12 protein-coding genes are annotated in these 15,585 nt (G+C 74.6%); all 12 read left to right on the top strand.

Translation table 11 applies throughout. From position 1 onward, the window contains the following. Positions 1-59: 59 nt before the first annotated feature. A complete protein-coding gene (locus SJY06_RS14555; protein WP_380168259.1) occupies positions 60-1,877 on the top strand; it encodes an ABC transporter ATP-binding protein in 1,818 nt (605 codons plus the stop codon). Then, on the top strand, positions 1,874-3,766 hold the full coding sequence (locus SJY06_RS14550) for an ABC transporter ATP-binding protein (protein WP_380168258.1): 1,893 nt from the start codon (positions 1,874-1,876) through the stop codon (positions 3,764-3,766). Before SJY06_RS14555 ends, SJY06_RS14550 begins: the two co-directional genes overlap by 4 nt. Beyond that, a complete protein-coding gene (hisI, locus tag SJY06_RS14545) occupies positions 3,763-4,203 on the top strand; it encodes a phosphoribosyl-AMP cyclohydrolase (protein WP_380168257.1) in 441 nt (146 codons plus the stop codon). The genes SJY06_RS14550 and hisI overlap by 4 nt, the downstream gene beginning before the upstream one ends. Next, positions 4,200-5,771, top strand: coding sequence for an anthranilate synthase component I (locus SJY06_RS14540; RefSeq protein ID WP_380168256.1), 1,572 nt, complete (start codon positions 4,200-4,202; stop codon positions 5,769-5,771). The genes hisI and SJY06_RS14540 overlap by 4 nt, the downstream gene beginning before the upstream one ends. After that, positions 5,768-6,400, top strand: coding sequence for a Trp biosynthesis-associated membrane protein (locus SJY06_RS14535; protein ID WP_380168255.1), 633 nt, complete (start codon positions 5,768-5,770; stop codon positions 6,398-6,400). Before SJY06_RS14540 ends, SJY06_RS14535 begins: the two co-directional genes overlap by 4 nt. Positions 6,401-6,563: 163 nt before the next feature. Beyond that, positions 6,564-6,857, top strand: coding sequence for an HGxxPAAW family protein (locus SJY06_RS14530; RefSeq protein WP_380168254.1), 294 nt, complete (start codon positions 6,564-6,566; stop codon positions 6,855-6,857). 97 nt (positions 6,858-6,954) lie between these two features. Continuing rightward, positions 6,955-7,269: a CD225/dispanin family protein gene (locus tag SJY06_RS14525; RefSeq protein WP_380168253.1), complete on the top strand. Its 315-nt coding sequence runs from the start codon at positions 6,955-6,957 to the stop codon at positions 7,267-7,269. Positions 7,270-7,613: 344 nt separating this feature from the next. Beyond that, positions 7,614-7,805 (top strand): hypothetical protein, encoded by a 192-nt coding sequence (locus SJY06_RS14520; protein WP_380169750.1) that lies wholly within the window; start codon positions 7,614-7,616, stop codon positions 7,803-7,805. A gap of 117 nt (positions 7,806-7,922) precedes the next feature. Further along, complete coding sequence (gene trpC, locus SJY06_RS14515; protein WP_380168252.1) at positions 7,923-8,735, top strand: indole-3-glycerol phosphate synthase TrpC; 813 nt, start codon at positions 7,923-7,925, stop codon at positions 8,733-8,735. Positions 8,736-8,821: 86 nt separating this feature from the next. Next, on the top strand, positions 8,822-10,003 hold the full coding sequence (gene trpB, locus SJY06_RS14510) for a tryptophan synthase subunit beta (protein WP_380169715.1): 1,182 nt from the start codon (positions 8,822-8,824) through the stop codon (positions 10,001-10,003). After that, positions 10,000-10,806, top strand: coding sequence for a tryptophan synthase subunit alpha (gene trpA, locus SJY06_RS14505; protein WP_380168251.1), 807 nt, complete (start codon positions 10,000-10,002; stop codon positions 10,804-10,806). Before trpB ends, trpA begins: the two co-directional genes overlap by 4 nt. Positions 10,807-10,990: 184 nt before the next feature. Then, complete coding sequence (gltB, locus tag SJY06_RS14500) at positions 10,991-15,550, top strand: glutamate synthase large subunit (protein WP_380168250.1); 4,560 nt, start codon at positions 10,991-10,993, stop codon at positions 15,548-15,550. Positions 15,551-15,585: the final 35 nt, after the last annotated feature.

The raw sequence follows: 15,585 nt of genomic DNA, 5'->3' as shown, positions 1-15,585 counted from the left end.
ATCCTGCGGCCACCCGTCCCCGGTCCGCGACCGGGGACGAGGCGTGGCACGCTGGGCCGGTGCCCGATTCCCCCACATTCCGCGAGGGGCTCGGCGTCATCGCCCGGGGGATCCGCGACGAACCACGGACCTTCACCCTGGCCGTGCTGGGCAGCGCGCTGTTCGGCGCGGCCCTGGCCGGCAGCGGCTGGGTGCTGGGCCAGGTCACCGACGCCGTGCTCGTCCCCGCCTTCGAGCTGGGCTCGGTGTCCGCGTCCGACGCCTGGGCCGCCACGGGTGCTATGGCCCTGGTCGGCGTCCTCACCGCGGTCGGGGTCATCATCCGGCGCGGCTACGCCACGGTCACCCAGTACCGGCTGCAGGCCCGCTACCGCCGCGCCGTCAGCCGGCAGTACCTGCGCCTGCCCCTGGCCTGGCACCGGCGCCACCCGACGGGTCAGCTGCTGAGCAACGCCAACGCCGACGTCGAGGCGGCCTTCGCCATCTTCGCGCCGCTGCCGTTCAGCTTCGGCGTGGCCGTGATGCTCGTGGTGGCCGGCGTCACCATGTTCGACGCCGACCCCGTGCTGGCCGCCGTCGCGTTCACGGTGCTGCCCATGCTGGTCGTGGCCAACGCGTTCTACCAGCGGGCCATGTCGCCGCGGGTCAGCCGGGCCCAGCAGCTGCGGGCCGACGTGTCCGACGTGGCCCACGAGTCGTTCGAGGGCGCCCTGGTCGTCAAGACCCTGGGCCGCGAGACCGAGGAGACCGCCCGCTTCTCCGCCCGCTCCCACGAGCTGCGCGAGGCCAACGTGTCCGTGGGCCGGGCCCGGGGGGCCTTCGAGCCCGTCATCGAGGCGCTGCCCACCATCGGGACCCTGGTCGTGCTGGCCGTCGGCACGGTCCGGGTCGCCGACGGGGCCATCGCCGCCGGGGTGGTGGTCCAGATCGCCTACCAGCTGACGCTGCTCGCCTTCCCCGTCCGCGCCATCGGCTGGGTGCTGGCGGAGCTGCCGCGCTCGACGGTCGGCTGGCGACGGGTCGGCGCCGTGCTGGCCGCCCAGGGCCGGATGACCTTCGGCGCCACGGACCTGCCGGGCACCCGCGAGGGCCGCGAGGTGCGGGCCACCGGGATCGACCACGACGTGGTGGACCCCGACGGCAGCACGCAGCGGCTGCTGCACGGCATGGACCTGCACGTGCCCCGGGGCTCGACCGTGGCGGTCGTGGGCTCGACCGGCTCCGGCAAGTCCACCCTGACCACCGTCCTGGTGCGCCTGGTCGACCCGGTCGCGGGCCGGGTGCTGCTGGACGGCACCGACGTGCGCGACGTCGCCGCGGGCGGCCTGGCCGGGACCGTGGCGTACGTGCCGCAGTCGACCTTCGTCTTCGACGACACCATCCGCGGCAACATCACCCTCGGCCTGGAGGACGGCCCGCTGGCCGTGGGTGACGACGAGGTGTGGGCGGCGCTGCGCGCGGCCCGCGCCGAGGCCTTCGTCCGTGCCCTGCCCGACGGGCTGGACACCCGGGTGGGGGAGCGCGGCGCCAGCCTGTCCGGCGGGCAGCGGCAGCGCCTGGCCATCGCCCGGGCCCTGGTCCGTCGGCCGAGCGTGCTGGTGCTGGACGACGCGACCAGCGCCGTCGACCCCACGGTCGAGCAGCAGATCCTGGCCGGGCTGCGTGGCACCGACGGGGTGACCGTCGTGGTCGTGGCCTACCGCCGCTCCACGATCTCGCTGGCCGACACCGTGGTCCACGTCGAGCACGGCCGGGTCACCGACACCGGCAGCCACACCGAGCTGATGGCCCGCGACGAGGCCTACCGCAACCTGGTCGAGGCCTACGCCCGCGACGCCGCCGAGCGCGAGCAGCTGGCCGCCGGGGGGACGTCGTGAGCGAGCCGGCCCGGGGTCGCGGCCCCGTCGAGCCGGACCCCCGCTCCGAACCGGTCGAGGAGCCGACGACGCCGCCGGAGGACCCCGCCCCCGAGCAGGGCCGGATCGCCGTCGCCTCCGCCGGCGGGGCCTGGGCCACCGTGCGGCGCGGCCTGCAGCTGTCCCCGGAGATCCTTGTCGGCATCTGGGTCACGCTGGCGCTGGCCGCGGTGTCCACGCTGGGCCGGGTCATCGTCCCGGTCGGCGTCCAGCAGACCGTCGACACGGGCATCAACGCCGAGGGCGGGCCGGACGTCCAGCGGATCGTCCTGCTGGTCGTGGGGGCCACGGTCGCGGTCCTGCTGACGGGGCTGTGCTCCTACGCGGTCAACGTGCGGCTGTTCAAGGCCACCGAGGCCGGCCTGGCCACGCTGCGCATCAAGGCCTTCCGGCGCATCCACGACCTGTCGACCCTGACGCAGAACACCGAGCGCCGCGGCGCCCTGGTGTCCCGGGTCACCAGCGACGTCGACACCATCTCGACGTTCGTGCAGTTCGGCGGGCTCATCCTGTTCATCTCGCTGGGCCAGATCGTCGTGGCCAGCGTGCTGATGGCGGTCTACTCCTGGTGGCTCGCGCTGCTGGTCTGGGGCGCTTTCCTGCCGCTGTTCCTGAGCCTGCGCCCGCTGCAGCGGCTGCTGTCGGTGTACTTCGGCCGCGTCCGCGAGAACGTCGGCCTGATGCTGGGCGGCATCAGCGAGTCGGTCGTCGGCGCCGACACCATCCGCGCCTACGGGGCCGAGGCCCGCACCCAGCGGCGCATCGACGCCGGCGTGGAGGAGCACCGGTCCTCCGCCACCCGGGCCGGGGTGTTCGCCTCGAGCATCTTCGCCACCGGGACGCTGGTCTCCGGGCTGGCCGTGGCGGCCGTGGTCGGGGTCGGCGTGTGGTTCGGCGCGCCCGGTTCGCTGACCATCGGCGAGCTGCTCGCCTTCCTGTTCCTCGTGCAGCTGTTCACCCAGCCGGTCCAGATCGCCACCGAGGTCCTCAACGAGCTGCAGAACGCCATCGCCGGCTGGCGGCGGGTCATCGCCGTCCTGGACACCGAGGCCGACGTCGCCGACCCCGACGGGCTCGACCGGGCCACGCCCGTCCCGACCGGTCCGGTCACGGCCCGCTTCGAGGACGTGTCCTACGCCTACCCCGACGGCCCGCTCGTGCTGCGCGGCATCGACCTGGAGATCCCGGCGCAGACCCGGGTGGCCGTCGTGGGAGAGACCGGCTCGGGCAAGACCACGCTGGCCAAGCTGCTGACGCGGCTGCAGGACCCCGCGGGCGGGCGGGTGCTGCTCAACGGCGTCGACCTGCGCGACGTGCCGTTCTCCTCGCTGCGGCGCCGGGTGGTGCTGGTCCCGCAGGAGGGCTTCCTGTTCGACGTGTCGCTGCGGGACAACATCCGCCTGGCCCGGCCCGAGGCGCACGACGAGGACGTCGAGCTGGTCGTCACCGAGCTGGGCCTGCAGCCGTGGGTGTCGGGGCTGCCGCACGGGCTGGACACCCGGGTCGGGCAGCGCGGCGAGTCGCTGTCGGCCGGGGAGCGGCAGCTGGTCGCCGTCGCCCGCGCCTACCTCGCCGACCCGGACCTGCTGGTCCTGGACGAGGCGACGAGCGCGGTCGACCCCGCCACCGAGGTCCGCCTCAACCGGGCCCTGGACGGGCTGACGCGCGGCCGCACCAGCGTCGCCATCGCCCACCGGCTGTCCACGGCCGAGGCCGCGGACCTGGTGGTCGTCGTCGACGCGGGCCGCGTCGTGGAGGTGGGCCCGCACGCGGAGCTCGTCGCCGCCGGCGGCGCCTACGCCGCGCTGCACGCCAGCTGGGTGGCCCAGCGCAGCAGCGTGGAAGCATGAGCGCCGTGGACACCAGCGACCGCGACCCCAGTGACCGGGACCCCGTCGACCGCGACACCAGCGACCCCGACACCGGCATCGACACCGGCCTGGACACCGAGCTGCTCGACCAGGTGAGGTTCGGTGCCGACGGGCTCATCACCGCCGTCGTGCAGCAGCACGACACCCGCGAGGTGCTGATGGTGGCCTGGATGGACGCCGACGCGCTCACCGAGACGCTGACCTCGCGCCGGGGGACGTACTTCAGCCGGTCCCGGCAGCAGCGCTGGCGCAAGGGCGAGACCTCCGGGCACGTGCAGCACGTGGTCCGGGTGTCCAGCGACTGCGACGGCGACACCCTGCTCGTCGAGGTCGACCAGGTCGGCCCGGCGTGCCACACCGGCACCCGCACCTGCTTCGACGGCCGCGTCCTGCTCGACCCGGGCGTGCCGGCGTGAGCGAGGACCCGCTCGTCCCCGGTCCGCTGGAGGCCCCGCTCGGTGCGACCTGGCCGTCGCTGCCGCAGTTCCGGGCGGCCGCGCGCGACCGGCGCGTCATCCCCGTGCTGCGACGCTTCCTGGGCGACGGCGAGACGCCGGTCGGGCTGTACCGCCGCCTGGCCGCCGACCGCACCGGCAGCTTCCTGCTGGAGTCGGCCGAGCACGACGGCTCCTGGGCGCGCTGGTCCATCGTCGGGGCCCGCTCGGCGGCCGTGCTGAGCAGCACCGGGCGCGGCCCGGACGACGGCTGCTGGATCGGTGAGCCGCCCGCCGGGGTGCCCACCAGCGGCGACCCGCTGCACCTGCTGCGCGAGACGCTCCGGGTGCTGGCCACCCCCCGCGTGCCCGGCCTGCCGCCGCTGACCAGCGGCCTGGTGGGCATGCTCGGCTGGGACGTCACCCACCGCTGGGAGCGGCTGCCCTGGCAGGCCGAGGACGACCTGCACCTGCCCGAGCTCGCGCTGTGCCTGGCCACCGACCTGGCCGTGCTCGACCACCGGGACGCCACGGTGTGGCTCGTGGCCAACGCCGTCAACCACGACGGCAGCGACGAGCGGGTCGACGAGGCCTACGCCGACGCGGTCGCGCGGCTGGACGCCATGACGGCCGACCTCGCCCGCCCGGCGGGCTCCTCGGTCCTGGTCGGCGGGGTGGCCGAGGCGCCGCCGACCGCGTCCACCCGGACCCGCGAGCAGTTCCACGACATGGTCGAGCACGGCAAGCAGGCCATCCGCGACGGCGAGGTCTTCCAGGTCGTGCTGTCGCAGCGGCTCAGCGTGGACACCGACGCCGACGCGCTCGACCTGTACCGGGCGCTGCGGCTGACCAACCCCAGCCCGTACATGTACCTGGTGCGGCTCGAGGGCCCGGACGGGCGCCGGTTCGACGTGGTCGGGTCCTCGCCCGAGGCGCTGGTGACGGTGGAGGACGGCACGGTCATCGCCCACCCGATCGCCGGCACCCGGCCCCGCTCCGGCGACCCGGCCGTGGACGCCCAGCGGGCCGAGGAGCTGCTGACCGACCCCAAGGAGCGGGCCGAGCACCTGATGCTCGTGGACCTGGCCCGCAACGACCTGGGCCGGGTGTGCGAGCCCGGCAGCGTCGACGTCGTCGAGTTCATGCAGATCGAGCGCTTCAGCCACGTCCTGCACATCGTCTCGACGGTGACCGGGCGGCTGCGCCCGGACGCCGACCCGGTGGACGTGCTGACCGCGACGTTCCCCGCGGGCACTCTGTCGGGGGCGCCCAAGGTGCGCGCGGTGGAGCTCATCGACGCCCTCGAGCCGACCCGGCGCGGGGTCTACGGCGGGGTGGTCGGCTACTTCGACCTGGCGGGCGACCTGGACCTGGCCATCGCCATCCGCACCGGCCTGCTGGTGGACGGCCGGCTGCACGTGCAGGCCGGGGGCGGGGTGGTCGCCGACTCCACGCCCGACGGCGAGTACGAGGAGTCGCGCACCAAGGCGGCCGCCGTGCTCGCGGCCCAGCGCCGGGCGGCCGGGCTGCGTCCGCTCGACGCCGGATGAGCCCGACGTCCCCGCCCGGGGGGCCCCGGACGACCGTCCGCGCGCGTCGCCGGCTCCCGGTCGCGCTGCCCGCGGGCCTCGGCGCGGCGGCGGCGCTGCTGGCGCTGTCGACCGTGGGGCTGACCTGGGTGACGCGCACGGTCGAGGGCCCGCTGGGGGCCGCCGGCACGGCCGAGCTGCAGCAGCTGCCCGGTCGCGAGGTGGCCCCGGTCGTGGCGGCCCTGGTCCCAGGGGTGGCCGCCGTCGTGGTCGTGGCCCTGCTGCTGCGCGGGGCCTGGCGCGTGACGGCGCTCGTGCTCGCCGGCCTGGGCGCGGCCGCCGCCGCCGTCGCCGCGGCCCGGTTCGCGTTCGGCGGTGACCCGGACGGCGGCACCACCACCGCCGTCCCCGCGGTGGCCCTGCTGGCCTGCCTGGTCGTGGTGGCGTGCGCGGGCGCCGCGGCGTGGCTCACCGCGACCGCACCGGCCACCGGCGCCGGACGGACCGCCGGGGACGAGCCCGCGGCCGACCGCCCCCGCGCCGAGGACCCCCGCGCCGACGACCCCCGCGCCGACGACCCTCGCGCCGAGGAGCCCCCGGCCGCCGCGGACCTCTGGCGCGAGCTGGACGAGGGCCGCGACCCCACCTGATGGGCCGTCCGGGGTGGCGCCCCGCGACCGTCCCCCCGCCCGCCTGGCACAATCGGGACCCGAGCCGCCGACGCGTCCCCAGCGATCCAGCCACCACGCGATCCCGGCACCACGAGGCCCCCGCACCACGCGACCCCCGCACCACGCGACCCGAGGAGGGCACATGCCCCAGGACCCCACCCCCGCCCCCGGACCCCGGCCCGGCACGGGCGCCGAGCCCCAGGAGGTGCACGGCGGCCACGGCACGTCCGTCGCCGCCTGGACCGCCACCATCGGCGTCTCCGTCGGCGCGTTCCTGGTCTGCCTGGCCATGATCTTCATGTGGGTGCCGGTCATCGTCGTCGGCTCCGTCGTCATCGTCCTGGCCGCCGTGTCCGGCCCGGTCCTGGTCCGCGCCGGCTACGGCGAGCACGTCCCCAACCGCGAGTTCACGGGTGGGCCGCGCGCCGTCCGCTGACCTGCGGACCCGACACGGGGCGCCGCAGCGGACGGCGGACGTCGTGCGCCGATAGGTTTCGGCCCGAAGTGTCCGCCCGACCGACCCAGGAGAGCCCATGTCCACCCCGTACGAGTCCGCCCCGGCCGGCCCCGCCGGCAGCCAGCCGCCGTCGTCCAACCTCGTCTTCGGCATCCTGACCACGGTCTTCTGCTGCCTGATCCCGGGCATCGTCAGCATCGTGTTCGCCACCCAGGTCAACAGCAAGTGGGCCGTCGGCGACCAGGCCGGCGCCCAGGAGGCCAGCCGCAAGGCGCGCCTGTGGGCCCTGATCGCGCTCATCCTCGGCCTCGTCGCCAACGGCCTGGTGATCGCGCTGCTCGTCGGCGGCGTCCTCGCCCTGCCCGAGACCGCCACCACGACGTCGCCCTGACCGGACGTCCCGTGACCGAAGCGCACCCGGCCGTGAGCCGGTCCGTCGACGGCCCGAGGTCGTCCGCGTGACCGAGCTCGACCACGGCCGCCCGGCCGGTCCGTCCGCCACCACGCGGACGGGCCGGCTGGAGCACGTCCTGGGTCGGACCCTGGTGGGACCGGTCCTGACCGCGGCGGGTGCCGTGGCCGGGCTGGTGCTGCTCAACCAGGTCGACCCCAACGAGCCGGGCCACTACCCGTCGTGCCCGTTCCTGCTGTTCTCCGGGCTGTACTGCCCGGGGTGCGGGTCCATGCGCATGCTGCACCACCTGACCGACGGCGACGTGGCCGACGCGTTTCTGGATGAACCCGCTCGGCTTCGTCCTGCTGCCGGTGCTGCTGGCGTACTGGGGGCAGTGGACCTACCACGTGGTCACGGGCCGTCCCCGCGGGGCCCCGCTCGCCTCGTGGGTGGTGTGGACGTTCCTGCTGGTCGTGATGGCCTACTGGGTGCTGCGCAACCTGCCCGGGCTCGAGCTGCTCGCCCCGGGCTGAGCAGCCCCTCCAACGTCGTCGGCGGGCGCCGGGTTCCCCGTCCGGCCACCCGTGGTCAGGACCAGCACCTCGGCGCGCGTACGATCGCTCGCACCGCACAGGGTGAGGGAGGCGGACGTGAGCGTGCTCCACAGCATTCTCGACGGCGTCAGAGAAGACGTCGCCATTCGTGAGGCCGACGTGCCTCTGGAGATCGTCAAGGAACGCGCCATGCGCATGCCCTCGGCGCGGAACGCGCTCGGCGCGCTGACCGCCCACCAGGGCGTCAAGGTCATCGCCGAGGTCAAGCGGGCCAGCCCGAGCAAGGGCGACATCGCCCCCATCGCCGACCCCGCGGCCCTGGCCAGCGAGTACGCGGCGGGCGGGGCGAGCGTCATCAGCGTCCTCACCGAGGGCCGGCGCTTCGGCGGCTCGATCGACGACCTGAAGCTGGTCTCGGCCGCGGTCGACGTCCCCGTCATCCGCAAGGACTTCGTCGTCACGCCGTACCAGGTGTGGGAGGCCCGGGCCGCGGGCGCCGACATGGTGCTGCTGCTGGTCATGGCCCTCACCCAGCCGGCCCTGGTGTCGCTCGTCGAGCGGATCACGTCGCTGGGCATGTGCCCGCTGGTCGAGGTGCACGACGGCGAGGAGATCGCCCGCGCCGTCGACGCCGGCGCCAAGGTCATCGGGGTCAACGCCCGCGACCTGCGCACCCTCGAGGTCGACCGGGCCAACTTCGCCCGGCTGTCCCCGCTCATCCCCGACGGCATCGTGCGCATCGCCGAGTCCGGCGTCCGTGGTCCCCACGACGTCATGGACTACGCCCGCGCCGGCGCCGACGCCGTCCTCGTCGGGGAGACCCTCGTGCGTCAGCCCGACCCCCGCCGCGCCGTCGCCGACCTGGTGGCCGCCGGCTCCCACCCGAGCCTGCGGGTGGCCCGCCCGTGACCACCACGCACGACGCCTCCGCCGTGACGGGTGACCTCGCCGGCGGGGTCGCCTCCGAGCTGGCCCAGGCCACGGCCCCGGCCCGCCTGCAGGACGTCGTCGGCCCCTACTTCGGCGAGTTCGGCGGCCGGTTCGTGCCCGAGGCGCTGGTCGCCGCGCTCGAGGAGCTCGACGCCGGCTGGGCCTCGGCCCGGGTCGACCCGGCCTTCACCGCCGAGCTCGACGAGCTGCAGCGCAGCTACACCGGCCGGCCCAGCCCGATCACGAACGCCAAGCGCTTCGCCGAGCACGCGGGCGGGGCGACGGTCCTGCTCAAGCGCGAGGACCTCAACCACACCGGCAGCCACAAGATCAACAACGTGCTGGGCCAGGCCCTGCTCACCAAGCGCATGGGCAAGACCCGAGTCATCGCCGAGACCGGGGCCGGCCAGCACGGCGTGGCCACCGCGACCGCCGCCGCCCTGATGGGCCTGGAGTGCGTGGTCTACATGGGCGAGAAGGACACCGAGCGGCAGTCGCTCAACGTCGCCCGGATGAACCTGCTCGGTGCCACCGTCGTGCCGGTCACGTCGGGCTCGCGCACCCTCAAGGACGCCATCAACGAGGCCATGCGCGACTGGGTGACCAACGTCGCCGACACCCACTACCTGCTGGGCACCGTGGCCGGGCCGCACCCGTTCCCCACCCTGGTCCGCGACCTGCACCGCGTGATCGGCGTCGAGGCCCGCGAGCAGGTCCTGGCCGAGCACGGCCGGCTGCCCGACGTGGTCGCGGCCTGCGTCGGCGGCGGGAGCAACGCCATCGGCATCTTCCACGCGTTCCTCGACGACCCGCAGGTCGAGCTGCTCGGCCTGGAGGCCGGCGGCGACGGCATCGACACGGGCCGCCACGCCAGCTCGATCTCCGGCGGCGCGCCGGGCGTGCTGCACGGCACCCGCAGCTACCTGCTGCAGGACGCCGACGGCCAGACCACCGAGAGCCACTCCATCTCCGCCGGCCTGGACTACCCGGGCGTCGGGCCCGAGCACGCCTGGCTGCACGCCACCGGGCGGGCCCGCTACGAGCCCGTCACCGACGCGGAGGCCATGGAGGCGTTCCGTCTGCTGTGCCGGACCGAAGGCATCATCCCCGCGATCGAGACCGCCCACGGCCTGGCCGGGGCGCTGCGCGAGGGCAAGCGGCTCGGCCCCGACGGCCTGGTCCTGGTCAACCTGTCCGGACGCGGGGACAAGGACGTCGCCACCGCCGCCGAGTGGTTCGCGCTGTGAGGGCGGCCGCTGCGGTCGACGCGGCGGTCGGACAGGGGCGGGCCGCCCTGGTCGGCTACCTGCCCGTCGGCTACCCCGACCTGGACACCTCGATCGAGGCGATGGTCGCGATCGCCCGGGCCGGCTGCGACGTGCTCGAGATCGGCGTGCCGTACTCCGACCCCGTCATGGACGGCCCGGTGATCGCGGCCGCGGCCGACCAGGCGCTGCGCCAGGGCACCCGCCTGGCCGACACCTTCACCGCCGTCCGGGCCGTGACCGAGGCCAGCCCCGACACCGCCGTGCTGGTCATGACCTACTGGAACCCGGTGGCCCGCACCGGGGTCGACAGCTTCGCGACCCGGCTGGCCGAGGCCGGCGGGACCGGGGTCATCACGCCCGACCTGACTCCCGACGAGGCCGGTGACTGGCTGGCCGCCAGCGACGCGCACGACCTGGAGCGCGTGTTCCTGGTGGCGCCGTCCAGCTCGACCGAGCGGATCGAGATGACGGCCCGGGCCAGCACCGGGTTCACCTACGCGGCCTCCACCATGGGCGTCACGGGGGAGCGGACCACCGTCGGCGGCGGGGCCGCCGACCTGGTCCGGCGCACCCGCGAGGCCGGGGCCACGCGGGTCTGCGTCGGTCTCGGCGTGTCCACCCCCGAGCAGGCCAGTGAAGTGGCCGCCTTCGCCGACGGCGTCATCGTCGGCTCGGCGCTGGTCCGCGCGCTGAGCGGGGCCGACGGCGGCCCGGGCGGACCGGCCGCGGCGGGCGAGCTCGCGGCGCGGCTGGCCGAGGGCGTCGACCGCCCGCGCGCCTGAGAGGCCCCGGCCCGGTGCGGCCACCCGCCGACGGCCGCACCGGACCGGGAGTCCGAGCGTCGGGCAGGAGCACGCCCGGGGTCCCGCCCTGCGTACCCTGGAACCTCCGCCCTGACGGCACCACACTGCCCCGAGAACCTGGCAGCAGCCTGGCAGCCCCTTCAGCACAGACCGGACGGTGAGCATGACCACGTCGGCCTTCCAGCGGTTCGCGCCGCGGCCCCACGAGGGGTTGTACGACCCCGCCGCCGAGCACGACGCCTGCGGGGTGGCGTTCGTCGCCACCCTGCGCGGCACGGCCGGGCACGACATCGTCGAGCACGCCCTGACGGCGCTGCGCAACCTCGACCACCGCGGTGCGGTCGGCGCCGAGCCCGACACAGGTGACGGCGCCGGGATCCTCACCCAGGTGCCGGACGCGTTCCTGCGCGCGGTCGCGGCCGAGCAGGGCGTCCGGCTGCCCGCCGCCGGCGCCTACGTCGTCGGCACCGCGTACCTGCCCACCGACGACGACGAGCAGGCCCTGGCCGTCGCCGCGGTCGAGACGGTCGCCGAGCAGGAGGGCCTGACCGTCCTGGGCTGGCGCGACGTGCCCGTCGCGGCGGACCTGGTCGGCCCGACGGCGCGCGCGTTCATGCCCGTCTTCCGGCAGGTGTTCCTGGTCCCGACCGAGGGCGGCCCCGCCGCCGGGCTGACCGGGGTCGCGCTGGACCGGTTCGCGTTCTGCGCCCGCAAGCGGCTGGAGAACGACCACGGCGTGTACTTCCCGTCGCTGTCGTGCCGGACCATGGTCTACAAGGGCATGCTGACCACCGGCCAGCTGGAGCCGTTCTTCCCCGACCTGTCCGACCGGCGCTTCGCCACCGAGCTGGCCCTGGTCCACAGCCGGTTCTCCACCAACACGTTCCCGTCGTGGCCGCTGGCCCACCCGTTCCGGCTGATCGCGCACAACGGCGAGATCAACACCGTGCGGGGCAACCGCAACTGGATGCGGGCCCGGGAGTCCACGCTGGCCAGCGACGTCATCCCCGGCGACCTCGAGCGGCTGTTCCCGATCAACTCCGTGGGCGCCTCGGACTCGGCCAGCTTCGACGAGGTGCTCGAGCTGCTGCACCTGGGCGGTCGGACGCTGCCCCACGCCGTGCTGATGATGATCCCGGAGGCCTGGGAGAACCACGCCGAGATGGACGCCTCACGCCGGGCGTTCTACGACTACCACTCCGACATCATGGAGCCCTGGGACGGCCCCGCCTCGGTCACCTTCACCGACGGCACCGTCATCGGCGCCGTGCTCGACCGCAACGGCCTGCGCCCGGCGCGCTACTGGACCACGACCGACGGCCTGGTCGTCATGGCCAGCGAGTCCGGTGTGCTGGACATCGAGCCCGACCGCATCGTCCGCAAGGGCCGGCTGCAGCCGGGACGCATGCTGCTGGTCGACACCGGCCAGGGCCGGATCATCGACGACGCCGAGGTCAAGGCCCAGCTGGCCGCCGAGCAGCCGTACGCCACCTGGCTGGCCGAGAACCGGATCGACCTGACCGAGCTGCCCGAGCGGGTCCACGTCGTGCACCCCGCGGCCTCGGTCACCCGGCGCCAGCAGACCTTCGGCTACACCGAGGAGGAGCTGCGGCTGCTGCTGGCCCCGATGGCCGGCAACGCGGCCGAGCCGATCGGCTCGATGGGCACCGACACCCCGCCCGCGGTGCTGTCGACCCGGCCCCGGCTGCTGTTCGACTACTTCACCCAGCTCTTCGCCCAGGTCACGAACCCGCCGCTGGACGCCATCCGCGAGGAGCTGGTCACCAGCCTGCGCGGCTCGATGGGCCCCGAGCTCAACATCCTGGCCGCGACGCCCGAGCACTCGCGCATGGTCGTGCTGCCGTTCCCCGTGGTCGACAACGACGAGCTGGCCAAGATCGTCCACATCGAGACCGAGGACGGCCGCCCGGCGACCGTCGTGGTGCGCGGCCTGTACCGGGTGGCCGAGGGCGGCCCCGGCCTCGAGGCGCGGCTGGACGAGATCTGCGAGGAGGTCGACCGGGCCATCGCCGACGGCGCGCAGTTCGTCGTGCTGTCCGACCGCGACTCCACGGCCGAGCTGGCGCCGATCCCGTCGCTGCTGCTGACCGCCGCGGTGCACCACCACCTGATCCGGCGCCGCACCCGCACGCTGGTCGGCCTGCTGGTCGAGGCCGGCGACGTGCGCGAGGTGCACCACTGCGCCCTGCTGGTGGGCTACGGCGCGGCCGCCATCAACCCGTACCTGGCCATGGAGTCCGCCGAGGACCTGGTCCGGCGCGGCACCCTGGGCGACCTGGACCCCCGCGACGCCGTCCGCAACCTGATCAAGGCGCTGGGCAAGGGCGTGCTGAAGGTCATGTCCAAGATGGGCATCAGCACCGTCGCGTCCTACCGCGGGGCGCAGGTGTTCGAGGCGCTCGGCCTGGGCCAGGAGCTCGTGGACCGGTACTTCACCGGGACCACGAGCCAGCTGGGCGGGATCGGCATCGACGTGGTGGCCGAGGAGGTCGCCCGCCGGCACGCCGTGGCCTACCCGCCGGAGGGCCGGACCGGTCCCCGGCTGCTCGCCCAGGGCGGGGAGTACCAGTGGCGCCGTGACGGCGAGATCCACCTGTTCGACCCCGACACCGTCTTCCGGCTGCAGCACGCCACGCGGGCCCAGCGCTACGACGTCTACCGGGACTACACCCGCTCGGTCGACGAGCGGTCCCAGCGCCTGGGCACGCTGCGCGGGCTGTTCGAGCTCAAGCCGGCCGGCAGCGGCCCGATCCCGCTGGAGGAGGTGGAGAGCGTCGAGGCGATCATGACGCGCTTCGCCACCGGCGCCATGAGCTTCGGCTCCATCAGCCCGGAGGCGCACGAGACCGTCGCCATCGGCATGAACCGGGTCGGCGGGCGCTCCAACACCGGTGAGGGGGGCGAGGCGGTCGAGCGGCTGCTGGACCCGGAGCGGCGCAGCTCGGTCAAGCAGGTCGCCTCGGGCCGGTTCGGCGTGACGAGCATGTACCTGACCCACGCCACCGACATCCAGATCAAGATGGCGCAGGGGGCCAAGCCCGGCGAGGGCGGCCAGCTGCCGGGGCACAAGGTCTACCCGCTGATCGCGGAGATCCGGCACTCCACCCCGGGCGTGGGTCTGATCTCCCCGCCGCCGCACCACGACATCTACTCCATCGAGGACCTCGCCCAGCTGATCCACGACCTCAAGAACGCCAACCCGCAGGCGCGCATCCACGTCAAGCTCGTCAGCGAGATCGGCGTCGGTACGGTCGCGGCCGGGGTGTCCAAGGCCCACGCGGACGTCGTGCTGGTCTCCGGGCACGACGGCGGCACGGGGGCCTCGCCGCTGACCAGCCTCAAGCACGCCGGCGCCCCCTGGGAGCTCGGCCTCGCCGAGACGCAGCAGACCCTGATGCTCAACGGGCTGCGCGACCGGATCACCGTGCAGGTGGACGGCGCCATGAAGACCGGCCGCGACGTGGTCGTGGCGGCGCTGCTCGGCGCCGAGGAGTACGGCTTCTCGACCGCCCCGCTGATCGTGTCCGGCTGCGTCATGATGCGGGTCTGCCACCTCAACACCTGCCCGGTGGGCGTGGCGACCATGAACCCGGAGCTGCGGGCCAAGTTCTCCGGCAAGCCCGAGTTCGTCGAGACGTTCTTCCGCTACGTGGCCACCGAGGTGCGCGAGCACCTGGCCTCCCTGGGGCTGCGCTCGGTCGAGGAGGCCGTCGGCCGCGTCGACCTGCTCGACACCCGCAAGGCCGTCGAGCACTGGAAGGCCGACGGGCTCGACCTGTCGCCGGTGCTGCACGCGCCGACCGGCATCGAGCCCGACGCGCCCCGGCACCGCACCGTCGCGCAGGACCACGGCCTGGAGAAGGCCCTCGACCAGACCCTGATCCAGATGTCGGGCGACGCGCTGGAGCGGGGCGAGCCGGTGCGGATCAGCGTCCCGGTCCGCAACATCAACCGGACCGTGGGCACGATGCTCGGCCACGAGGTGACCGTCCGCCACGGCGAGCAGGGCCTGCCGCCGGACACCATCGACGTCACGCTGACCGGCTCGGCGGGGCAGTCGCTCGGGGCGTTCCTGCCCCGCGGCGTCACGCTGCGGCTGTGGGGCGACGCCAACGACTACGTCGGCAAGGGCCTGTCGGGCGGGCGGATCGTCGTGCGCCCGCACCGGGGCACGCGCTTCAACACCCAGCGCAACATCATCGGCGGCAACGTCATCGCCTACGGCGCCACCAGCGGCGAGATCCTCATCCAGGGCGAGGTGGGGGAGCGCTGCTGCGTGCGCAACTCCGGCGCCACCGTCGTGGTGGAGGGCGTGGGTGACCACGGCTGCGAGTACATGACCGGCGGCACCGTGGTCGTGCTCGGCCGGACCGGGCGCAACTTCGCGGCCGGCATGTCCGGGGGCGTGGCCTACGTCCTCGACCTGCGCGAGGGCCGCGTCAACCGCGAGCTGGTGGACATCGAGGCGGTCGACGACGCCGACGTCGAGCTGCTGCTGCCGCTGCTGCGCCACCACGTCGAGGAGACCGGCTCGCTGGTCGCCGAGGACCTGGTGGTCGAGCCCGACGTGCTCCGGGCGCGGATGCGCAAGGTGGTGCCCCGGGAGTACCGCCGGGTGACCGGCATCCTCGCCCAGGCGGAGTCCGAGGGCCTCGAGCCGGGTGGCGACGAGGTCTGGCAGCGGATCGTCGCCCCGGCCTGATCATGAACGCCCGGTGAACAGCCGGGACGCGCCCA

Origin of the sequence: Jannaschia sp. R86511 (assembly GCF_042466345.1) — a bacterium.
In the GTDB taxonomy this organism is placed as follows: domain Bacteria; phylum Actinomycetota; class Actinomycetes; order Actinomycetales; family JBBAYJ01; genus Aquipuribacter.
This window is presented reverse-complemented; position numbering and strand designations above follow the sequence as displayed.